Source organism: Nonomuraea zeae (assembly GCF_005889725.1).
GTDB classification, from domain to species: Bacteria; Actinomycetota; Actinomycetes; order Streptosporangiales; family Streptosporangiaceae; genus Nonomuraea; species Nonomuraea zeae.
On sequence record NZ_VCKX01000063.1, the window covers coordinates 21,673 to 43,353 of the forward strand.

General features: G+C 73.1%; 21 protein-coding genes. 5 read left to right on the forward strand and 16 right to left on the reverse strand.

All coding sequences use genetic code 11. The features are described 5' to 3' along the window. Positions 1 to 79 precede the first annotated feature (79 nt). Both ETD85_RS21435 and ETD85_RS21440 read left to right on the forward strand, forming a co-directional pair. Entirely contained in the window at positions 80 to 1,177 is a 1,098-nt protein-coding gene (locus ETD85_RS21435) for an LLM class flavin-dependent oxidoreductase (protein WP_138691535.1), read from the forward strand. A gap of 10 nt (positions 1,178 to 1,187) precedes the next feature. Beyond that, complete coding sequence (locus ETD85_RS21440; RefSeq protein WP_138691536.1) at positions 1,188 to 2,567, forward strand: NtaA/DmoA family FMN-dependent monooxygenase; 1,380 nt, start codon at positions 1,188 to 1,190, stop codon at positions 2,565 to 2,567. A 13-nt stretch (positions 2,568 to 2,580) separates the two neighbouring features. Here the strand turns inward: ETD85_RS21440 and ETD85_RS21445 are convergent, their stop codons facing one another. Further along, positions 2,581 to 3,975 carry an MFS transporter gene (locus ETD85_RS21445; protein ID WP_138691537.1) on the reverse strand — a complete coding sequence of 465 codons (1,395 nt, stop codon included), beginning with the start codon at positions 3,973 to 3,975 and terminating at the stop codon, positions 2,581 to 2,583. Positions 3,976 to 4,273: 298 nt separating this feature from the next. Between ETD85_RS21445 and ETD85_RS21450 the strand changes: the two genes are divergently transcribed. Then, on the forward strand, positions 4,274 to 4,549 hold the full coding sequence (locus ETD85_RS21450; protein ID WP_138691538.1) for a GlsB/YeaQ/YmgE family stress response membrane protein: 276 nt from the start codon (positions 4,274 to 4,276) through the stop codon (positions 4,547 to 4,549). Between the two features lie 135 nt (positions 4,550 to 4,684). Here the strand turns inward: ETD85_RS21450 and ETD85_RS21455 are convergent, their stop codons facing one another. From ETD85_RS21455 to ETD85_RS21500, 10 genes are read right to left on the reverse strand one after another with little or no spacing between them, the layout of a single operon-like run. Continuing rightward, on the reverse strand, positions 4,685 to 5,956 hold the full coding sequence (locus ETD85_RS21455) for an ABC transporter substrate-binding protein (RefSeq protein WP_138691539.1): 1,272 nt from the start codon (positions 5,954 to 5,956) through the stop codon (positions 4,685 to 4,687). A 41-nt stretch (positions 5,957 to 5,997) separates the two neighbouring features. Next, positions 5,998 to 7,002 (reverse strand): branched-chain amino acid ABC transporter permease, encoded by a 1,005-nt coding sequence (locus ETD85_RS21460; RefSeq protein WP_138691540.1) that lies wholly within the window; start codon positions 7,000 to 7,002, stop codon positions 5,998 to 6,000. Continuing rightward, entirely contained in the window at positions 6,999 to 7,856 is an 858-nt protein-coding gene (locus tag ETD85_RS21465) for a branched-chain amino acid ABC transporter permease (protein WP_138691541.1), read from the reverse strand. Before ETD85_RS21465 ends, ETD85_RS21460 begins: the two co-directional genes overlap by 4 nt. A gap of 4 nt (positions 7,857 to 7,860) precedes the next feature. Then, positions 7,861 to 8,535 carry an ABC transporter ATP-binding protein gene (locus ETD85_RS21470; protein ID WP_138691542.1) on the reverse strand — a complete coding sequence of 225 codons (675 nt, stop codon included), beginning with the start codon at positions 8,533 to 8,535 and terminating at the stop codon, positions 7,861 to 7,863. Next, positions 8,532 to 9,293 (reverse strand): ABC transporter ATP-binding protein, encoded by a 762-nt coding sequence (locus ETD85_RS21475; protein WP_138691543.1) that lies wholly within the window; start codon positions 9,291 to 9,293, stop codon positions 8,532 to 8,534. Before ETD85_RS21475 ends, ETD85_RS21470 begins: the two co-directional genes overlap by 4 nt. A gap of 2 nt (positions 9,294 to 9,295) precedes the next feature. Beyond that, entirely contained in the window at positions 9,296 to 10,576 is a 1,281-nt protein-coding gene (locus ETD85_RS21480) for an ABC transporter substrate-binding protein (RefSeq protein ID WP_138691544.1), read from the reverse strand. Then, positions 10,566 to 11,699, reverse strand: coding sequence for a branched-chain amino acid ABC transporter permease (locus ETD85_RS21485; protein WP_206058443.1), 1,134 nt, complete (start codon positions 11,697 to 11,699; stop codon positions 10,566 to 10,568). Before ETD85_RS21485 ends, ETD85_RS21480 begins: the two co-directional genes overlap by 11 nt. Continuing rightward, entirely contained in the window at positions 11,692 to 12,582 is an 891-nt protein-coding gene (locus tag ETD85_RS21490) for a branched-chain amino acid ABC transporter permease (RefSeq protein ID WP_138691545.1), read from the reverse strand. The genes ETD85_RS21485 and ETD85_RS21490 overlap by 8 nt, the downstream gene beginning before the upstream one ends. Then, a complete protein-coding gene (locus ETD85_RS21495) occupies positions 12,579 to 13,376 on the reverse strand; it encodes an ABC transporter ATP-binding protein (protein ID WP_240779281.1) in 798 nt (265 codons plus the stop codon). The genes ETD85_RS21490 and ETD85_RS21495 overlap by 4 nt, the downstream gene beginning before the upstream one ends. Next, positions 13,373 to 14,149 (reverse strand): ABC transporter ATP-binding protein, encoded by a 777-nt coding sequence (locus tag ETD85_RS21500; protein ID WP_138691546.1) that lies wholly within the window; start codon positions 14,147 to 14,149, stop codon positions 13,373 to 13,375. The genes ETD85_RS21495 and ETD85_RS21500 overlap by 4 nt, the downstream gene beginning before the upstream one ends. 188 nt (positions 14,150 to 14,337) lie before the next feature. Here ETD85_RS21500 and ETD85_RS21505 point away from each other — a divergent pair, with 188 nt between their 5' ends. Then, complete coding sequence (locus ETD85_RS21505) at positions 14,338 to 15,537, forward strand: PucR family transcriptional regulator (protein ID WP_240779282.1); 1,200 nt, start codon at positions 14,338 to 14,340, stop codon at positions 15,535 to 15,537. Positions 15,538 to 16,221: 684 nt separating this feature from the next. On the opposite strand, the gene ETD85_RS21510 is transcribed toward ETD85_RS21505, so the two are convergent. The 4 genes from ETD85_RS21510 to ETD85_RS21525 all read right to left on the reverse strand — a co-directional run bounded on the left by ETD85_RS21510 (position 16,222) and on the right by ETD85_RS21525 (position 20,261). Continuing rightward, complete coding sequence (locus tag ETD85_RS21510) at positions 16,222 to 18,093, reverse strand: hypothetical protein (protein WP_138691547.1); 1,872 nt, start codon at positions 18,091 to 18,093, stop codon at positions 16,222 to 16,224. Next, on the reverse strand, positions 18,078 to 18,872 hold the full coding sequence (locus ETD85_RS21515) for an ABC transporter ATP-binding protein (RefSeq protein WP_379507304.1): 795 nt from the start codon (positions 18,870 to 18,872) through the stop codon (positions 18,078 to 18,080). The genes ETD85_RS21510 and ETD85_RS21515 overlap by 16 nt, the downstream gene beginning before the upstream one ends. A gap of 65 nt (positions 18,873 to 18,937) precedes the next feature. Next, a complete protein-coding gene (locus ETD85_RS21520; protein WP_138691549.1) occupies positions 18,938 to 19,930 on the reverse strand; it encodes a permease prefix domain 1-containing protein in 993 nt (330 codons plus the stop codon). Continuing rightward, positions 19,911 to 20,261 carry a PadR family transcriptional regulator gene (locus ETD85_RS21525; protein ID WP_138691550.1) on the reverse strand — a complete coding sequence of 117 codons (351 nt, stop codon included), beginning with the start codon at positions 20,259 to 20,261 and terminating at the stop codon, positions 19,911 to 19,913. Before ETD85_RS21525 ends, ETD85_RS21520 begins: the two co-directional genes overlap by 20 nt. Positions 20,262 to 20,454: 193 nt before the next feature. Between ETD85_RS21525 and ETD85_RS21530 the strand changes: the two genes are divergently transcribed. Next, positions 20,455 to 20,682, forward strand: coding sequence for a hypothetical protein (locus ETD85_RS21530; RefSeq protein WP_138691551.1), 228 nt, complete (start codon positions 20,455 to 20,457; stop codon positions 20,680 to 20,682). Between the two features lie 109 nt (positions 20,683 to 20,791). Here the strand turns inward: ETD85_RS21530 and ETD85_RS21535 are convergent, their stop codons facing one another. Continuing rightward, positions 20,792 to 21,664 (reverse strand): diacylglycerol/lipid kinase family protein, encoded by an 873-nt coding sequence (locus ETD85_RS21535; RefSeq protein ID WP_170246781.1) that lies wholly within the window; start codon positions 21,662 to 21,664, stop codon positions 20,792 to 20,794. Between the last annotated feature and the right edge of the window lie 17 nt (positions 21,665 to 21,681).

Sequence of the window (21,681 nt, forward strand, 5' to 3'; positions counted from 1 at the left end):
GGAGCGGGAACAGATCGGCATTCCCTGGCATTCCTACCAATATTGCAGTGAATTGGGACGAGAGAGGGATGAGCCGACCATGACCGATCGTCGCCTGTTGCTCGCCATCGACCTGGACGGAGACGGCGCCCACCCGGCCGCCTGGCGCCACAGCGGCCGTCCGCCCGCGCAGACGCTGACGGCCGCCGCACTCCGGCGCGTCGTCGGGAACGTGGAGGCGGCGGGCTTCGCGCTCGCGACCTTCGACGACGCCCCGCTGCCTCCGAGCCGTACGCATGACGCCGCAGGTCGCCTGGAGGCGGGCACCCGGGCCGCGTTCGCCGCGACCCTGACCCACCGGATCGGGCTCGCGCCCACGCTGCACACCACCACGACCGAGCCGTTCCACCTGGCCACGCAGCTGGCCAGCCTGGACCACGCCAGCCGGGGCCGGGCGGCCTGGGTGGTCGGGGCGGCCGGCACCGAGGACGACCTGGCGACGATCGGTGCGCAGGCGCCGGCGCGGGAGGCCGTGCGGCGCGAGGCGGCCGACGTCGTGGAGGTGACGCGCCTGCTGTGGGACTCCTGGCAGGACGACGCGGTGATCAGGGACGTGGCCACCGGCCGCTACCTGGATCCCGGGCGCGTGCACCACGTGAACTACACGGGGGAACGCTTCACCGTGGCCGGGCCGCTCATCACGCCGCGACCCCCGCAGGGGCAGGTCGTCGTGCTGGCCCCGGCCGAGCTGGAGCTGGACGCGCACGCCGACGTGGTGCTGGTGGGCGAGCCCGACACCGGCGCGCTCGCCCGGCGGGCGGAGCGGGCCAGGGAGGCGGGGGCGGCGCTCGTGTTCGCCGAGATCGAGGTCGTCCTGGACGCCGGCGAGCCGGGGACGCGGCGGCTCGCCGCGCTGGACGCGGCCACGCCGTGGCCGGGCTCCGGCCGCCCGCGCTACACCGGGCCGGCGAGCGGGCTCGTGGACCTGCTCGTCTCGCTCGCGCCGGTCGTTGACGGGGTACGCCTGCACCCCGCCGTGCTCGCCACCGACCTGCCGGTGCTGGCCGGGGACGTGCTGCCCGCGCTCGCCGCGACCGGGCTGCACGCCGCGCCCGAGCCGGGGGCCACGCTGCGGACGACGCTGGGCCTGTCCCGTCCCGCCAACCGCTTCGCCGTCGCGGCGAGCACGACCGCCTGAGAGGACGACCATGACCTCCTCCAGCCCGACCGGCGCGCCGTACGACCCGGACGCCCAGGTGCATCTCGGCGTGTTCTACACCGGGGTCGGCCCGCAGCTCATCTGGACGAACCCGGACACCGCGCCCCACGTCGCCATCGAGACCTCCGTGCAAGTGGCACAGCTCCTGGAGCGCGGGCTCTTCGACGCCTTCTTCCTGGGCGAGGGGCTGCGGGTGCGGGAGAACCGCGGCCGCGTGTACGACCTCGACGTGGCCGGCCGCCCCGACGCGATCACCCAGCTCTCCGCGCTCGCCGCGGTCACCGATCGGATCGGCCTCGTCGCCACGCAGAACACCACCTACAACTTCCCCGCGGATCTCGCGCGCCGCCTGGCGAGCCTGGACCTGCTCTCCGGCGGGCGGGCCGGCTGGAACATCGTCACCACCGACAACGCCTGGACGGGCGCGAACTTCCGCCACGGCGGCTGGCTCCCGCACGAGCGGCGCTACGAGCGGGCCACGCAGTTCGTTGCGGCGGCCAAGGAGCTGTGGGCGTCGTGGGCGCCGGACGCGATCTCGGAGTCGGGCGAGGCGGCGTCCTGGGCGCGGCCCGGCGCGATCCGCGACGTGGAGCTCGACACCGGCCTGGTCCGGCTGCGCGCCCGCGCCACCGTGCCGGCCAGCGCGCAGGGGCGGCCGGTGCTGTTCCAGGCGGGCGACTCCAGCGGCGGCAGGGAGCTGGCCGCCCGGCACGCCGACGTGGTCTTCTCGGCCAACACCGAGTACGACCAGGCCGTCGCCTACGCCGCCGACCTGCGCGCCCGGCTGGCCCGCCACGGCCGGTCGCCGGACTCGGTGCGCATCCTGCCCGGCGCCGCGGTGATCCTCGGCGACACGCCCGAGGAGGCCAGGGAGCTCGCCGAGTGGGTGCACGCGGAGCAGGTCTCGCCGCCCAGGGCGATCGCGTTCCTGGAGCAGTACTGGGACACCGACCTGTCGGCGTACGACCCGCACGGCCCGCTGCCCGACATCGAGCCGAGCGAGGCGGAGCTGGACCCCTCGCGCGGCACGATCCCGATCGAGCGGCGCACCGGCAAGCTCGCGCTCATCGCCCAGTGGCGGGAGCAGGCCGCGGCGGAGAACCTGTCGATCGTGCAGCTAGTCCGCCGGGTCACGCCGCGGCAGCGCTCCTTCGTGGGCACGCCGTCCCAGGTCGCCGACGAGTGGGTGCGCTACGTGCGCACGCGGGCGGTGGACGGGTTCAACATCAGCCCGCACCTGCTCCCCTCCTCGCTGGAGGACATCGTGGACAAGCTGGTGCCGGAGCTTCAGGAGCGCGGCGCGTACCGCACCGAGTACACCGGGACGACGCTGCGCGAGCACCTCGGCCTGCCCGCGCCGGTCTCGTGAGCTCGCGCGCGGCTCAGTCCGCGGGCCCACGGCGGTTCGCGGCGAGCGAGACGGCACACGCGAAGGCGGCCACACCGGCGCAGGTGAGCACCGCTTGCCAGTAGGCCGTGCGGTGGCCGCCCGCCGGCGCGCCGTACAGGTAGATCCCCGACACCGCCGAGACGCAGATCGCGGCTCCGATGCGTTGCGACATCTGCAGCATGCCCCCGGCCACCCCGGCCGCCTGCCCGGGGGCGTGCCGCAGGACCGACGCCTGGAGCGGGGAGACAACGAGCCCGGAGGCGGCGCCCGCGCACATGGCGCACAGCGCCAGCAGGACGGGCAGGTGCTCCCCCGGGGCGAGCAGGGCGGCGAGCCCGGCGGCCAGCATGGCGGACGCCGACAGCGCCAGACCGGCCGGGACGGCGTGCCGGCCGAACCGGCGGGCGGCCCGCCAGGCCAGCGCGGAGCCCGCCACCATCGCCAGTGCCGACGGCAGCGTGACGGCGGCGGCGGTGAGGGCGGGCAGCCCGAGCCCCTCCTGGAGGAACATGGTCAGCACCAGCGAGTTCGCCAGCCCGGAGCCGAAGTACCCCATCGCCACCACCGTGCCCAGCGCGAACGACGGCGACCGGATCAGCGCCGGATGCACCAGCGGGTGACGTCCCGATCGCGCGTAGCGGTGCTGCCAGCCGAAGAACGACAGCGCGAGCAGGCCCACCGCCGGGATCCACCCGAGCGCCGCCGGACCGGCCACGGGCGCGACGAACGGCAGCATGAGAGCCAGCGTCAGCCCGCCCATCAGCAGCAGTCCGACCAGGTCGAGGTCGGCGGAGCCCATCCGGCCCCGTGCGGGCGGCAGGTGGCGGGCCGCGAGCGCCAGCGTGGCCAACCCGGACGGCACGGCGAGCAGGAAGACCAGCCGCCAGCCCGCGTCCGGTCCGGCCGCCGCGATCACGGCGCCGCCCAGCGGCGGCCCGAGCCCGCCCGCGATCCCGCCCGTGACCGCGTACAGGCCGAGCGCGCGCGTCCTGGCGTGCCCCTTGAACACGTCCTGCATCGTGCCGATCATCTGGGAGTTGACCAGGCCCGCGCCGAGCCCTTGCAGGAGCCGCGCCGCGACCAGCGCCCAGGGGTGCGGAGACAGCCCGGCCAGCGCCGCCCCGGCCGTGAAGATCGCCATTCCGGCCAGGAAGTACGGCCTGCGCCCCCGCACGTCCCCGAGCCGGCCGCCGGGGATGAGGGCCAGGCCGAAGGCCAGGGAGTAGCCCGCCACCATCCACTGCACCTGCGTGGCGTCCACGTGCAGCGAGCCGCGTAAGGCCGGCAGGGCGAGGTTGAGCACGGAGTTGTCGAGCAGGGTCGTGAATCCGCCGGCCGCGCAGACCAGCAGCACGCGACGCCCGGCGGCGTCGAAGCCGGCCGTCACGCCACGGGCCGCCCGGTCTCCGGCATGAGGGACGGGGGGACTTCCCTCATGAGCGGCTCCTTCCGGTCAGGCAATACCAAACTATTCAGGTAGGAATAATGGGATGTCAAGCCCGCCGGAACGCCTCGTGTTCGACGGCTTCGGAGCGGTCCGGGCGTCGCTCCTGCGCCGCAGGTCAGAGCCGGTGACTCCGAACCTCTACGCCCGCGGCGCACATCGATCGTGGCGATGAGGCATGTGCGGGTCTTTGCCGGGCAGACGCTGATCAGCTTCATCCCCCAACCGCAGGGAGCTTGACATGACCGTCACCGGCATCATCACCGCCATCGTCATCGGCGCCATCATCGGTGCGCTCGGCCGCCTGGTCGTCCCGGGCAAACAGCACATCCCGATCTGGCTGACCATCGTGGTCGGCATCGTGGCCGCCTTCATCGGCACGTTCATCGCCAGCGCGTTCGGCGTGGCCGCGACCAGCGGTATCGACTGGATCGAGCTGCTGCTCCAGGTCGCCGTCGCCGCGGTCGGCGTCATCATCACCGTCAGCCTGTACGGCCGGCGCGGCGTACGCCACTGACCCGTGCGCTGCCGGGACGCCCTTCGCGGGGCCGCCCGGCACCCACGAGGACGGGGTGCGGCACATCCGCGGCCGCACCCCGGGAGCAGGCGCCGCCCGTCCCCCGTGTCAGGTCCGGGGTGCGGCGCCGCCGGCTCAGGGACGCGGCGGGACCGGGCCGAACTCGGCGCGAGTGTCGATGACCTTCCCGAACCGGACCCAGCGATCCCCCTCGAAGCGCGTCAGCTGCATCGACTCGATCGGGAATCCGTCGCCGGGCCCCGTGGACAGTGTGATACCGGGCAGGAGCAGATCGAGCTCGACGTCCGGCAGGCTGCGCATCGCGTCCCGCAACCCCTCGCGAGAGGGGCACCTCATGCGTTCGAGCACCTTGACGAAGGCCTGCGCCGCCGTCCACCCGAAGACGGCCTGCTGGCCGGCGGGGTCGGTCTCGGGCGCGTACCGCGCCATCGCCGCCAGATAGGTGCGCATCCCCCGGTCGTCGGCCCACTCCGGAGCGCCGGGCTCCTTCTGGAACCCGGCCGTCACGACGCCCTGGACCTTCTCGTAGCCGACGGGCTTCAGTACGGCGGGCGAAGCGGCCACACCGTTGAGGATGTGCAGCGGGTTCCAGCCGGTCATGGCCGCGTCGGTGGCCAGCGCCTGGGCGGCGAACTTCGGCGTGCTGACGTCGAGCAGCACGTCTGCCCCCGAGGCGGCCAGGTTGGCCAGCTGGCCCTGCACGCTCGGGTCGGTCACCTCGTAGCTCAGCGCGGCCACGATCCGCACCGACGTGCCGGCGATCGCCCGGCGGAAGCCGTCGAGCAGGTCGTGACCGAAGTCGTCGTTCTGGTACAGCACCGCGACTCTTGCCTCTGGCCTGGCCTCGGCCAGGTAGCGGGCGTAGACGCGGGCCTCGGCGACGTAGCTGGGCTGGAAGCCGATCGTCCAGGGGTGCCTGGTGTCGCTGCCCCACTGGGTGGCGCCCGTGGCGACGAACGCCTGCGGCACCCCCCACCGGTCGGCGTACTCGCGCACGGCGGCCGTGGACGGGGTGCCGAGCGTCTGGAACAGCGCGAACGCCCGGTCGTGCAGCACCAGGCGGCGGGCCTCCTCGACCGCGCGGGCGGGCTGGTAGGCGTCATCGCGGACCAGGAACTCGATCCGCCGCCCCTGCACGCCGCCGCGCGCGTTGACGTGGTCGAAGTGGGCGCGGACGCCCTGAGCGACCGCCGCGTAGGCGGAGGCCGGCCCGGACAGCGGGTAGATGCCGCCGACCTTGACGGAGCCGGCGGTGATCCCGGTGCCCGACTGCCCCGCGCAGGCGCCGGTGAGCGTCACCTCGCCGGAGGCCAGGCGGCAGCCCGGCGCCAGGAGGACGAGCAGCCCGGCGAGACATCGGGCGAGCAATCTGGCCGCGCCTTTCATGCGCGCCTCCTGACCACTGACGAGCAAGCCGGCCGCCCCTCTCATGCTCGCCTCCTGACCACGCCCCAGGCGGCCTTGCGCAGCAGGCCGGCCAGGCCCGTCGGCGCCGCGTAGACGACCAGGACGATCAGCAGGCCCGAGACGATGCCCGGGGCGGCGGGATTGAGCTCCTGGGCCACGACGGGCACGCCCATCACGACGAACGCGCCGAGCAGCGGTCCGGCCAGCGTCGCCGGGCCGCCGATGACCACCCCGGCGAGCAGCGTGATGGACAGGCTGAGGGTGAAGGAGTCCGGGGACACGAAGCCGACCGTCCAGGTGTAGAGGGCGCCCGCCGTGCCCGCGTACATGGCGCTCCAGGCGAAGGCGTGCGTCATGTGGGTGGCGGGGCGCATGCCGAGCACCTCGGCCGCCGCCCGGTGCTCCCTGATCGCGGTGAGCGCCCGCCCGCCGCGCGAGGCGGTCAGGTTGCGGATCCACAGCGAGCCGGTGACGGCCACCGCGAGCACGAGGAAGTAGACCCACTGGTCGTCGTCCAGCACGGGCGCCCGCGGGGTGCGTACCGGCAGCCCCATCGCCCCGCCGGTGATCGACGGGAAGCGCTTGAGCAGGGGCGGCAGCACGACGGCGACCGCGAAGGTGACCATGGCCAGGTAGAGGCCGCGCAGCCGCAGCGCGGGCAGCCCGGCCGCCCAGCCGAGCGCGAACGTGAGCAGCGCCGCGACCGGCAGGGTCAGCGGGTACGGCAGGCCGAGCCGGGCGATCAGGACGGCCGCCGTGTAGGCGCCGACGCCGAAGAACGCACCGTGCCCCAGGGAGATCTGCCCGCCGTGCCCGACCACCAGGTCCAGGCCGAGCAGCGCGATGGCGTAGACCAGCACCAGGGTGGCCTGGAACAGCAGGTACGGCGGCAGCACGAACGGCAGCGCCACGGCGGCCACCGTCACCGCGCCCAGCCCGGCGCGCCGCCACGGCCACGTCTGCCGGCGGTCGCCGGCCACCTGCCCGACCGGCAGCCGGCGGTGACCGGCCGCGACCGTGTTCACGCCCGCTCCACGGGCGCCGAGCCGAACAGGCCCTGCGGTCGCAGGAGCAGCACGGCGACGATGAGCACCAGCGGCACCGCGATCTTCAGGTCCGCCCCGACGAAGCCGAGGTACGTTCCCGCCAGGGTCTCGGTGACCCCGACGATCAGCCCGCCGACGACCGCGCCGAGAGCGCTGTCGAAGCCGCCGAGCGTGGCGGCGGCGAAGGAGTAGACCAGGACACCGGTCATCATGGTGGGCTCCAGGAAGAGGATCGGAGCGAGCAGGACCCCCGAGACCGCGCCGACGGCCGAGGCCGCGCCCCAGCCCAGGGCCAGGACGCGCCCGACCCGGACCCCCGACAGCCGGGCCGAGCGCGGGTCCGCGGCGACGGCGCGCATCACCAGGCCGAGGCCGGTGTGGCGGACCACCAGGGCGGCCGCGCCGAGCACCAGCCCGGCGACGCACGCGGCGGCGAGCGCGGAGGCTCCGGCCGGGGCGTCGGGGAAGGGGCTGGGGAAGGCCCGCAGGGCCGAGGTCCACACGAGCGCGGCGATCGCGTTCACCATGACGTACAGGCCGATCGTGGTCACCACGAGCGTGGCCTCCCCCGCGCCCTGCTCCACCCGCCGGATGACGGTCCGCTCGGTCACGACCCCGGCCAGGAACGCGATGGCGACGGTGACGGGCAGCGCCACCCAGTACGGCATGCCGGAGTCGACCAGCTGCCACGCCACGTAGGCGGCGAGCATGGCCAGCTCGCCCTGCGCGAAGTTCACGATCCCGGTGAACCGGTAGGTGAGCACCAGGGCCAGCGCGAGGGCGGCGTATCCCGCGCCCGCCCCCAGCCCCTCGATCAGCTGCTGGAAGAACACCTGGTCACCACCTCCGGCGGGCCCGCAGGTCGGCGATCCGGCCCGACTCGACGAGATAGGCCCGGTGCGCCACCTCCAGCGCCGCCGCCACGTTGTGCTCGACGATGATCATGATGGTTCCCTCGTGCCGGTTGATGGCGTGGATGGTGCCGAACAGCCTGCTCCTGGCCTGCGGCGCCAGGCCGCGGGTCGGCTCGTCCAGGAGCAGCAGCCGCGGCCTGGCCATCAGCGCCCGGCCGATGGCCAGCATCCGCTGCTCCCCGCCGCTCAGCGTGCCGGCGGGCCGGCCCAGGTGCGCCTGGAGCACGGGGAAGTAGGTGAACACCCGCGACACGTCCTCGCTGACGCCGCGGCGCGGCCACGGGCGGGCCTGCGCTCCGACCCGCAGGTTCTCCTCCACGGTGAGCGGCCCGAACGTGCCGCCCTCCTGGGTGACGTGGGCGACGCCGAGCCTGGCGATCTCGTCGGGCGCGCGGCCCAGCAGCGCGACCCCGTCGAGTGCGGCCGCCCCGCGCCCGCCGACCAGCCCGGACAGCGCGCGCAGCAGCGTGGTCTTGCCCGCGCCGTTGGGGCCGAGCAGCACCACGATCTCGTTGTCCCCCGCGGCCAGGTCGACGCCGTGCAGCACGCGGGCCGCGCCGTATCCGGCGCGCAGGCCGCGCACGTCGAGGCCGCTCACCGGATCACCCCCATGCAGGCGGCGGTGACGGCCGGGTCCTGCCGGACCGCGCCGGCCGGGCCGTCGGCGATCTTACGGCCCCGCTCCAGGCAGACGATCCGGCGGCACAGCGCGAGAACGAAGTCCATGTGGTGCTCCACGACGATGATCGTGACGCCGCGTTCGCGGTGGATCTGGCTGATCAGGTGGGCGAGAGCGGGCACCTCGCCGGGGGCGAGCCCGCTCGCGGGCTCGTCGAGCAGCAGCAGCCGCGGCTCGGACGCCAGCGCCCGCGCGATCTCGGCCCACTTCGTCAGCCCGTACGGCAGGCCGCCGGCCGGATGGTCGGCGTAGTCCGCCAGGCCGAACCGGTCGAGCAACGCGTCGGCCCCGGCCCGCAGCCGCCGTTCCTCGGCCGTGGCCCGTCCCAGCGCCGCGGCCCAGAACCCCGCCCGGCCGTGCCGGTGAGCGCCGGTCATGACGTTCTCGCGCACCGACAGGCCGGGGAACAGGGCGGTGTTCTGGAAGGTGCGGGCGATGCCGCGATCGGCCACGAGGTGGGCGGGCAGGCGGGTGAGATCCTCGCCGGCCAGGCGCATCGAGCCTTCCTGCGGCCCGCACCGCCTGGTCAGGCAGTCGAACAAGGTGCTCTTGCCGGCGCCGTTGGGCCCGATGACGCCGAGGAGCTCACCCTCGCGGACGGCGAGGTCGATGCCCGACAGGGCGGCGACCCCGCCGAACCGCACGGTGAGCCCGCCGACCTCCAGCAACGCGGCCACGGTCAGCCGGCCGGTGGCACGGAGTACTCCTTGGCCAGGTCGGACACCGCCGCTTCCTTGAAGATCGTCGCGCCGCCGACGGCCTTCTTGTCCGGCTTGACGATGTAGGAGGAGCGCGAGGCGGGCTGGTCGAAGACGCTGAAGTCCATGGGCACCCCGCCCAGGCCGGCCTCCCACGCCTTCTGCCCCCGGTGGGCCGCGACGATGCCCGCCCGGCTGAGGTCCTTGGCCTCACACGCCTTGCGCAGCGCGTCGCCGACGATGATGGCCGCGGTCCAGCCGGCCGCGACGCCGCTGTCCAGGGGCTGGCCGGCGTACTTGGCCTGGTAGTCGGTGATGAGCTTCTGGTAGGCGGGCAGCGGCGCGCTGATGGGCGCGCCCGCGGTCACGTAGTAGAAGTCCTTCAGCAGCGCGGGCGCCGCCGGGGTGTCCAGCAGCTGCGGGCTGTAGGCGGAGTTGCTGCCCACGAAGGGCACGTCCATCCCGCCCGCCAGGGCGACGCCCACCAGCGAGGCGGCCTGGCGCGGGCCCACCGAGACCAGGACGGCCTTGACGCCCGCCTTCTTGAACGCCGCCACCTGGGCGGTCATGTCCTGGTCCGTCGCCTTGATCTTCTGCTCGACGAGGGAGAGCCCGAGCTTCTCGGAGGCGTACTTGGAGCCGGCGAGCGCGCTCTCGCCGTAGTCTCCCTCGAAGTACAGGTGACCGATCTTGTCGCCGGCCTTGATGCCCTTCTCCTTCGTCAGGAAGTCGACGCCGTTGACCATGTCGATGTCGTAGGTGGTGCCGGTGACCTGGATGGCCTCGCTGCCGAGCAGGCCGGTCGCCCACGCCATGGGAATGGTGAGGATCTTGTCGGTGGTGATCTTGTCTTTCAGCGCGGTCACCATCGGCGAGCCGATGAACTGCGGGATCGCGGCCGTCTTCGGCGCGACCTCGGCGTAGGAGGCCATCGCCTTCTGCGCGTCGTAGCCGTGGTCGCGCACGATGGTCTCGATCTTCCGGCCGCAGATCCCGCCGGCCTGGTTGACCTGCTCGAAGTAGAGCTGCTGCGCCTGGGTGAGGCTCTTGCCGAGCGAGGCGTAGGGACCGGTCAGGTCGGTGAGGAGGCTGAGGCCGATCGTGTCGGCGGTCACGCCGGGGCCGATCTTGACGCCGTCGCCGCCGGCGGCGGCAGTGGCGGGCGCCGAGTCGCCGCCGGTGGCCTTGCCGCTGGCACAGGCGGTGGCGGCCAGCCCCAGCGCCACGAGCGCGGCCAGGGCGGCCGTACGGTTACGGGACATGTGAGCTCCTGGTTTCGGGGGACGGAGTGGATGAGGCGGTGGGTGATGCAGCGGATGACGCGGGCAGCCGGAGGCCGGACAGCCTCAGGCGGAGCGAGCGGAGCAGGCCGAGCAGGCCGCCGGGGAGGAAGAGCACGACGGTGACCACGACCGCGCCGTACAGGATGCGGGCGGCCTCGGAGGGCGAGACGCCGGCCGAGCCCGGCGCGGCCACCAGCGGGATGGCGTCGCTGTAGCGGGTGAGCAGTTGCGGCAGCAGCGAGACGACGACGGCGCCGATCACCGCGCCGCCCACCGACCCGAGCCCGCCGATCACGATCATCGCGAGGTAGTCGAGGGAGAGCAGGATGCCGAAGTAGTCCGGCACGGTCCGCTGGAAGACCAGGGCGAGCAGCACGCCCGCGAGCCCGCCGTACATGGACGACAGCACGAACACCCCGGCCCGGTAGCGGGTGACGGGCACGCCCATCACCCCGGCCGCGATCTCGTGGTCGCGGATGGTGTTCATGGCCCGGCCCGGACGCCCGCGCAGCACCCCGCGGGCGAAGAGCGCCGCCGCGAGCAGCACCAGCCCGCCCAGGAACCACAGCCGCTCCAGCACCCCGAACGGCACGTTCGCGATGACCAGCTCCGGCGCGTCGGCGAAGGTGAAGCCGAAGATCTCCATGGCGGGCACGGCCCGGCCGTTGAACCCGCCCGTGATCGGCTCGGCGTTGAACAGCAGGTGCTGCCCGCCGAAGATCAGCGCCAGCGTGGCGATGCCCAGGTAGGCGCCCTTGAGCCGGCCGGCGATCGGGCTGAACAGCCCGCCCGCCGCCCCGGCGACCACGACGGCGAGCACGGCGGCCAGCGGCGTGGGCAGGCCCAGGCCGCCCAGGGTGCGGGTGGGCTCGGCGGCGAAGTACACGTAGGCGTAGGCGCCCACGGCCAGGAAGAACGCGTGCCCCATCGACAGCTGCCCGGTGGCCCCGGTGAGCAGGTTGATGCCGATCGCGCCGATCGCGGCCGACATGGCGAACAGGCCGGCCTGCAGCCAGAAGCCCTCCAGGTAGAAGGGGACGGCCACGAAGGCGAGCAGGACGGCGAGCAGGCCGATGATCTTCGACACGGGGAGCTCAGACACGGGCCAGCTCCTTGGTTCCGAACAGGCCCGCGGGCCGCAGCAGCAGGACCACGATCATGATCAGGAACGGCGCGACGTCGCCGATCCCCCGGCCCAGGAACGACAGGTCGTTCTGGTAGCCGGTCATGAGCGCCTCGGTGACGCCCACGATCAGGCCGCCGACCAGGGCGCCGGTGGTGGAGTCGAGGCCGCCGAGTATGGCGGCGGGAAAGGCCTTGAGCGCCGCCAGCGAGGAGCTGCGGTCCAGGCCCGGCGTGGGGAAGACGCACAGGAACAGCGCGGCCACCGCCGCCAGGGCGCCGGCCACCGCCCAGGCGCTGAGCGAGACGCGGCCCAGCCGCACCCCCATGAGGGCGGCGGTCTCGGGGTCCTCGGCGGTGGCCCGCATCGCCACGCCCCAGCCGGTGAACTTGAACGCCAGCAGGAAGGCCGTGATCAGCGCGCCGGCGGCGAGCAGCGCGACGATCCTGGTCTCGGCGATCGTGATGCCCCCGATGTGCAGCACCCGCGACTCCCACGGGTCGCCCATGGCCAGCACCTCGGTGCCGATCCGCCGGGTGAGCTCGGTGGTCAGCACGATGTCCACGCCGATGGTGACGATGGCCAGCACGCTGTGCGTGGCCGCCTTGGACCGGCGGATCACCAGGAACTCCACCAGCGCGCCGATGAGCGCGGCCGTCGCGATGCCGATCAGCAGGGCGAGCCAGAAGCCCACGTACGGGTGCAGCCGCGCCACCACGTAGCCGCCGGCCAGCAGCAGCGAGGCGTGGGCGAAGTTGACCACCTCCGTCGCCTTGAAGATGACGACGAAACCGAGTGCGATCAGCGCGTAGACAGCCCCGATGGAGATCCCGTTGACGAGCAGCTCCAGAAACGTGATCACGCAACCTCCTCCGTGCCCAGGTAGGCACCGATGACCTTGGGGTCGTTCTGCACCTCGGCGGGCGTGCCGTCGGCGATGCGGCGGCCGAAGTCCAGGACGGTGACCCGGTCGGCCAGCCGCATGACCATGCCCATGTCGTGCTCGACCAGGAGGATGGAGATCCCCAGGCTGTCCTTGACCGACACGATCAGCTCGGCCATCTCGACCCGTTCGCCGCTGTTCATCCCGGCGACCGGCTCGTCGAGCAGGAGCAGCCGGGGCTCCATCGCCAGCGCCCTGGCCAGCTCCACCCGCTTCTGCACGCCGTACGGGAGCAGCCCGACGGGTGTGGCCAGCAGCGCGGCGATCCCGACGAACTCGGCGATCTCCACCACCCTGGCGGCGTGGACGCGCTCCTCGCGCCGGGCTCGGGGCAGGCCGAGCCCGGCCGACAGGAAGCCGGCGCGGGTGAGCCGGTGGCGGCTCAGCAGCAGGTTGTCCCGTACCGGCAGGCGGGGCGAGAGCGCGATGTTCTGGAACGTGCGCGCGACGCCGAGCGCCGCCACCTCGTGCGGGCGCAGGGCCGTGAGCTCGTCCCGGCCGAATCGGACGCTGCCCGAGGTGGCTCGGTAGACGCCGGACAGCACGTTGAAGCAGGTGGACTTGCCGGCGCCGTTGGGCCCGATGATCGCGTGCACCGTGCCAGGGGCGACGGTGAAGCCGACGCCGTCGAGAGCCGTCAGGCCCGCGAACCGGACCGTCACGTCGCGGACCTCCAGCGCGGGCATACCGTCCAGTTGGTATGTCGTGGTCATGCCGTCCACCTCGACAGCCCGGCCCTGCTCTCCAGCGCCGGCGACTCCTCGCCGATGCCCAGGTACCGGTGCCTGACCTCGTCGCTGTCGGCGAGCGTGGCCGCGGGTCCCTCCAGGGCGACCGAGCCGACCTCCAGCACGTACGCGTAGGACGCCAGCGACAGCGCCGTGGCGACGTTCTGCTCGACGAGCAGCACCGAGGTGCCCGCCTCGTTGATCGCCCTGATCGTCGCGGCGATCCTGGCCGCCATCTGCGGCGCCAGGCCGAGCGTCGGCTCGTCGAGCAGCAGGACCGACGGCTCGGCCATCAGCGCCCGGCCGATGGCCAGCATCTGCTGCTCGCCGCCCGACAGCAGCCCCGCCCGCTGGTGCGCCCGTTCGGCCAGGACCGGGAACAGCTCGCGCACCCGCCCTCTGGCCCTGGCCGCGGCCCTGCGGGGGGTGCCCAGGCCGCCCGCGCGCAGGTTCTCCTCCACCGTCATGCGGGCGAACACGCGGCGGCCCTCGGGCACGTGCGTGACCCCCCGCCGGACCACGGCCGCGGCGGGCACCCCGTCGACGCGCGTGCCGGCGACGGCGATCTCGCCCCTGGCCACCCGGCCGCGCTGGAATCGGAGCGTTCCCGACACCGCACGCAGCAGGGTCGTCTTGCCCGCGCCGTTCGCGCCGAGCACGGCCACGACCGAGCCGGACGGAACCCGCATCGAGACCCCGTCCAGAGCCCGGACGGGACCGTAGTCCACCACCAGATCGTCGACAGTCAGCTCCGCCATTCGATGTCCTCACAAGACCCCATGTGGGCTCACCCAAACCGCCGACGTGCACTGTCGTCCAGATGCCGCGGTGAAGTCAGGCGTGCTGCCCACCCTGGCCGGGGGCTTGTTGTGCAGCCGCACAACGGCAGATCACAAAACGCTACAGAGCCTTGTTCTAGAGCGAGCCGGGATGGCAGCCTCGATGGATGCGTCCCCCTACGGTCGTGGACGAGGACGTCCGCCAGACGCTGCGCACCGCTGCCAGGGCCCTGCTCGGACGCCTGCCCGAGCTCACGGACGAACTGGTCAGCCGGACGCGTGGCGGCGACATGGTGTACTGCGCCTGCGTGCCCTACGACGAGCACTGGAAGAGCACCCAAGAAGGCGTGCGCCTGGGCCTCACCGCGATCCTGCAGAAGCCCTCGGAGCGGCGCGACCTGGTCTTCACCGCGGCCATGGCGCAGCGCCGGGGCGAGCAGGGGGTGCCGCTGGACTCCCTGTTACGCATGTACCGCCTGGCCGGCCAGGTCACCTGGTCGGCGATCGTGGAGCACATGGAGCGCGAGCGCCCCGAACGGCTGGCCGTCCTGGTCCGCGCGGCCAGCCACGTGTGGCACGCGATCGACCGGCAGTCCATGGTGGCCTGCGACATCTACAGCAGGCGGGAGCAGGAGATCCTCGGCCGCAGCCAGGAGCGGGTCAACGCCCTACTCGACGCGCTGCTCGACGGCACCGCCGACACCGGGATCGTACGGGCCGCCGCCGCGGCGCTCGACCTGCCGGAACGGGGCCGCTACGCCGTCGTCACCGTGCGCTTCCCCCGCTTCCGCCACCATCACGACGTACGGCTGCCCGCGGCCCTGGGCGCCACGCGGCTGCTGTGGCGGATGCGCCCCGGGCACGAGGTCGCCGTGGTCGCGCTCGGCCAGGCCACGCTGGACGAGCTGTGCCAGGAGCTCAGCCTCCTCGTCAGCGGCGTGGCGGGCGTGAGCCCGGTCGTGGACGGCCTGGACCAGCTGAGGACCGCACACGACCTCGCCTCCCTGGCCATGCGGACGTGCGTGGACGGCGGACCCGAGATCGCCCGGCTGGACGAGCGGGTCCCGGCCGTGCTGATGATCAGCCAGCCGGACGTCACCGGCCACCTCGTGGAGGGCGCGCTCGGGCGGCTGCTCGCGCTCGACCCCGCCGACCGCGACACCCTGCTGACGACGCTGGAGACGTGGCTGGCCTGCGACGGCTCGGCCGCCAGGGCCGCGGGCCGGCTCTTCTGCCACCGCAACACGATCATCAACCGGGTACGCCGGATCGAGCAGCTCACCGGCCGCTCGCTGGCCCGGCCACGGGACATCGTGGACCTCTCGCTGGCGCTGGAAGCGGTGCGCCTGCTGAGCGGCGAGCGCTGACCGGTCCCGATCTCCGGCCCCGGTGCCCCGTCGTGACGCGTGAGCGTGGTCGGGGCCCATCCCGGATGGGCCCCGACGGCGCTACTTCTGGCGCCGGAGGGGTGTCGGAGGAGTTCGCCGTGTATCTGTGCGAGCGGACGTCCGGGCTGCCGTTCGCGATCCAGGAGATGGTGGCGCTGCTGCGGGAGCGGGTGGGCGCGCAAGACCATCGACGAGCTGAACGTGCCGGGCGCGGTCGGCCGGTCGGCGGTGCGGGTGCGCGACACGGACGGAGCCGCCCGCGCCGCGATCGTCCTGGCGTCCAGCGCGACCTCCTCGCCCCGGAACGTGACCACCACCGACAACCCGGGCGGCGGCTCGCCCATGAGGTATCCGAGGAAGGCCAGAGTCTGCTCGTCGGCCCAGTGCAGGGTCCTGCAGCACGAGTACGGCCTCGCCCAGGGAGCCCAGCAGCTCCCACGGCGCCCCGACCCCGCTCGCGCCCTCGCCGGTGCCGCGCGGCGGGTCGAGGAGCGGGCCGGTTGCCGCGCAGGGCGTCGAGGATCGGGCCGAGCGGGAACGGCTCCCGGAGGTGCGTCCCGCTTTGACTCATCATGATCGAGCGCAATTCAAGCGCCTGTCACCCTTTTTGCCACGAGTTCGAGCGGGGGAATCGGTCACGCTTAAGTCCCGCCCAGGCACCGATCAGCCGGCGCGCGGCGGTCTCGCCGCCTGCTCCTTGACCTTCCGGCTCTCGGCGAGGTAGATCGCCAGCATGCCGCCGAAGCCCGCCAGGCCGATCAGGATCATGCCCGCGATCACCGGCCACTGCCACGGCTCCGGCATGTACAGCGCGAGGAACCACACCCGGTCGGCCGAGCCGCTGAGCTTGATGCCCAGGGGGACCAGGCCCTGCGGGAACAGCCCGAGGATGCCGACGGCCATGCTGCCCCACATGAGCAGCTGCCGCTTGGCCCCCATCGTCTCGAACGCCGACGGCGCCCGCGTCTCCCGGTCGGCGACGGCCGGCCGCTTGCCCGACCGCATCAGCTGCAGCAGGTCGGGACCCTGCGCGCGCAGCCGGCGCGCGGCCAGCACGCCGAACCACGCGTAACAGACGAAGCCGGTCAGGAGGGCGACCGGCACGCTCGCCCACAGGAGCGGGGGCCGGTCGAGCAGCTGCCCCGCGAGGGCGACGCCGAGCGCGGGCAGGACGGCCACCGCCGTGAGGAGGAGCGTCAGGAACGACTGGCCGGTGACGTCCCCGTGGTCCAGCGGCGAGTTCTTGCTCCTGTGCGGGTCCGGCCCCGGCACGAGGTCCGCGACGGAGATCCAGATCAGCACTCCGGCGCCGCCGCCGAGCGCGGCGAGGTTGGCCGCCAGCGCCCACGGCACCAAGGACGGGTCCCCGTGCAGGAGCGAGCCGCCGGCCGTCATCGCGAGGGTCAGGGGGCCGAACAGCGTCAGCCAGGCGAGCTGCCGGGCCCGCACGTCCTCCTTCTCCTTGCCGGGCAGCATCAGCGTCATCCACAACGCGGTGCCGTCCTGCCCGTAGAGGTTCGCGCACGTCGCGGCGGCCATCAGCGCGGTGGCCGCGCCGGCGAACGGGAAGAGGCCGGTGAAGCCGAGCACCAGCGGGAACAGCACGGTGATGATCGAGAACGCGACCGGCAGCGCGATGTTCTGGGTACGCAGCGGATCGCGCCACCACGTGCGCATCTCCCTGAGGTAGAGCGCGCCCTGATCGCCGCGCGGCCACCTCGGCGACGCCGCCCGCGCCGCCGAGGACCCGCGTACCACCGCGCGGGCGAGGCGGCGCGGCCCGAGCAGCCTCGTCCACACGAGGAAGAGGCCCGCGACGAGTCCGGCGAGCGCCGCCAGCGGCCCGGCGGTCCACCACCAGTCGCCGCGGCCCGCGGCCTCCACGGAGAGCAGGACCCAGCTGGAGGGCAGCCACCGCAGCACCGTGGAGAGCAGGGGCGGGAACCCGTGTTCGAGCAGCAGGTAGATCCCGACGAAGATGATCCAGGAGAACGAGGCCAGTGCGATCATCGCCGCGGTCACCGTCGCGGTGACGACCCCGCCGACGCGGGACATGGCCAGCGTTCCGAACAGCAGCGAGCACACCCGCGACAGGAGCACCACCAGCAGGAGCAGCAGGATCACCGCGGGGACGGAGACCATCACGGCCCCCAGGCTCAGCCGGGCCGCGAAGACGATCAGCGAGGTGAACGCGAGGAGCGTGACCACGGTGGTGACGGCCACCATGGCGGAGGCGAGCAGGCCCAGTGCGAGCGTGCCGCGCGGTATCGGCTGACGGTGGAAGTGCCGGCCGTTGAGCGGAGGCTCGCCGGCGAACGTCGGGCCGACCATCCAGCCCAGGGCCCACAGCGCGAAGGTCACCGCGAGCAGGTCCATCAGCATCCGCGGGTGCGAGAAGTCGAAGAACGCCAGGACGACGGTGGCGATGGCCAGGCAGAGGCCGACGGTCCCGCCCAGCGCGGCCCAGGCCGTCTTGCCGTCGCTCGCGGTGTTCCGCAGCACGGCGAACTTCATCCGGATCAGGACGCCAACCACGACAGCCCCTCCCCGCCGCCGATCTCGACCCCGACCAGGTCGACGAAGGTCTCCTCAAGCGAGCGGCCGCCGCGTACCTCGTCGAGCGGTCCTTCGGCCACGACCCGGCCCTTGGCCATCACGGCGACCGTGTCGCACAGCTGCTCGACCAGCGCCATGACGTGGCTGGAGATCAGCACCGAGCCGCCGCCGGCGACGAACCGCTTGAGGATCTTCTTGATCGTGGCCGCGGAGACCGGGTCGACGGCCTCGAAGGGCTCGTCGAGCACCAGCAGCCTCGGTCCGTGCAGCAGCGCGGTGGCCAGGCCGATCTTCTTGCGCATGCCGGTGGAGTAATCGACGACCAGCGTGCGCTCGGCCGAGCCGTCGAGCTCCATGACGGCGAGCAGCTCGCCGGTGCGCCGCGCGGCCTCGGCGGCGTCCAGGCCGTGCAGCTGCCCCAGGTAGGTGAGCAGCTCACGGCCAGTGAGCCGCTCGGGCATCGCCAGCCCATCGGGCAGCACCCCCATGAGCCTGCGGGCCGCCAGCGGCTCCTGCCACACGTCGACGCCGTGGACCGAGGCGCTGCCCTCGTCCGGCCGCTGCAGGCCGACCGCCATGGACAGCATGGTGGTCTTGCCCGCGCCGTTCGGCCCGACCAGCCCGTAGAAGGATCCCGGAGCGACCGTGAGGTCGGCGTGGTCCACCGCCGTGTGCGTGCCGAACGTCTTGTGCAGCCCCACCAGGCGGAAGGCGGCCACCTCCGTCCCGGTCGTCCGAGCGGCTCCTGAGTGCTGCACCTTGTTCTCCTCTTTCTCTGTCCGGAACGCGGTGACACCGCGATGATCACGGCGGGCACGTTCCATCAATCTCTGTCCTTCCGGGCCGGTGCCGGAGCGGCACCCCGGAAGCGGCGGATCGGCCGCACGCAGGCGGCCCGCCAGGCGGTCCCGGCCGCGACGGTCATGAAGAGCGCGGCGACGAGGACGTCGCCGGGCGAGACAGGCATCGACCAGCCGCCCCAGTCGAGCGCGTCCAGGAACACGGGGTTGAGCGCCTGACCGGACACGAGCAACCACAACAGGGGCAGCGCGATCGCGAGGTCCAGCGCGAATGCGCTGACCCGCAGCGCCGCCGTCCACCCCCTGCGGCCCACGGCGATCGCCGCGCCCGCCTGCAACGCCAGGGCCACGATCACGAACGGCCACCAGAACGCCCACCCGGCCGGGGCCAGCAACGGCACCGCCGCGGACTCCGCCGAGCACGGCGACACCACGCGCTGCGCGAAGGCGAAGGCGATGCCCGCGACCGCCGAACCGGCCCAGAGCAGCGTCTCCACCCGGCCGGGCCGCGTCCGGCCGGAGCTCACGGGCAGGTAGGCGGTCGACCACGGCACCTCCGGCTCGGCGGGAGCCGGCCACCAGCGATCGACGAGCACGAAGGCCAGCGTCGTCCAGAACATCACGTGCACGACGGCCTCCACCGCGGCGAGGGCGGCACCCCCGAGGATCTCGGCCACGCTCGCACCGTGCGCGACCTCGACGGCGAAGGCGGCTCCCGCGCAGATCGGGACCACGATCGCCAGGAGCAGCCGCACCAGCGTTCTCCACGCGGGATAGCGCACGCTCGAGATCAGCCCGAGCGGCCGGCCGCGGTAGCGCGCGGCGAACTGGAGCGGATCCCCGAACTCCGCCAGCACCGCCTCGACCGCGGCGGCCTCGTCGAGGCCCGCCTCGATCCGCTCGGAAACGCCTTCCTCGATCGCGTCACGGAGCTCTCTGCCCGCATCCTCCCGCTCGCCTGGGGCGACACCGGCGACGGCGACCTCCAGATAGCGCTCAACCGTCGAGCTCAACATCGCTCCTCTCCTGCAAGGCGGCAAGAGCCGACCGCATCCTGTCCAGGTCGTCCCGCAGCGCCGCCGCCACCCGATCGCCCTCGGGCGTCGTGCGGTAGAACTTCCGCGGCCGCGGCTCATCGGTGTTCCACGCGCTGACGAGCAGCCCCTGCGTCTCGAGGCGGCGCAGCAGCGGGTAGAGCGTGTTCTGCTCGACCGCGAAGCCCGCCTCCTCAAGGCTGCGGCTCAAGGCGTAGCCGTAGGCCGGGGTGGTCAGGACGGTCAGGCAGGCGATGACCACGCTGCCACGCCGCAACTCCTGCAGATGGCCGGCGAGGGCTGGATCCTCCATGGCGGCTCACCATACTGTGCCGCGATACAGTATCCAAACTCGATCACATATCAGATCGCGAATCCGCACTCCATCCAGCTCTTGGGATCGGCAGCGATGGCGGTTACCGCCGTGCCGCTCACGGACGAAGCGATCATCAAGCAACTACGATCGGTGACTGTCAATACACGATGAGCAACCAGAGGAGATGCTGATGTTCTCAGCGCTACGCCGGACCTCCATCGGGGTCGCCGCCGGCGCCGCACTGGCCATCACGCTGGCCCTGCCCGCCGCCGGCCCGGCCGCAGCCACGCCGCCGCCTGGCCTGCTGTCCGACAACCCGGGGTTCGACAAGGCCCTGCCGATGTTCGGCGCCGTGTTCCCTGTCCTCAGGAACCTGGTGATCAGGGTGACCAGCTCGCCGCTGCTGATCGTCCAGTAGCGGCGCGCGCGCAGCCGCAAAGGGGCTGCGCCGGATCAGCCCCGAAGAGGTGAGCCACCCCAGATCACAGCTGGTGATCTGGGGTCGCGCCCGGGGTTCCCACCGAGCCTCACCGCGCCGCGTCGGCCGGGACGCGGATCAGCAGGGCCTTGGGGGCGACCATGATCCGGGTGGTGACACCGGACTCGATCAGGTCCCCGTCGTACTGCCTGGGCATGGGCCTGGTGGTGTCCATCCGGATCGTCCGGGCGGTGAATCGCTCGATACGCCGGTCCTCGCGCGGCGATCGGGTCAGGAGCCGGACGGCGACGCCCAGCCAGTCCCGCAGACCGTACGGGGCGAGCACCAGGACGTCGAGGCGCCCGTCGTCGGGCTCGGCGGCCGGGAACAGCTGCAGCCCACCCTGCACCCGGCCGACGTTGCCGACCAGCACCATCCTGGCCCGCCGGGTGAAGGGCGGGCCGTCGTCCAGGCGCAGCGTGACCCGGATGGGCCGATCGCGCAGTCGCGACAACGCGCCGGCGACGTAGGCGAGGGCGCCGAAGCGGCTCTTGGATTTCTCGGTGGTGCTCTCCAGCATCGCGGCGTCCAGCCCGATACCCGCCATGACCGCGAACATCTCGCCGTCGATCACACCCAGGTCGACGACCCGGGTGCGTCCGGTGACGCCGGTGGCGATGCCCTCGGCCAGCGACGTGCCCAGGGCGAGGTTCTGGGCCAGCAGGTTGCCCGTGCCGACGGAGAGCACCGCCACCGGCACCCCGCTGCCGACCAGCCCGTGAATGACCGCCCGTACGGTGCCGTCGCCCCCGCAGGCGAAGACCAGGTCGACCTGCTCGTCCACGGCCCGGCGGGCCAGGCCGTGCCCGCCGTCCTCGACCGTGGTCTCCAGCCAGAGCGGTTCGGCCCAGCCGTGTTTGGCCAGCTCAGCGGTCACTTCAGTCCGATGCAGTTCCAGGTCGGGCACTTTGGTGGGATTCACGATCACAGCTGCGCGCG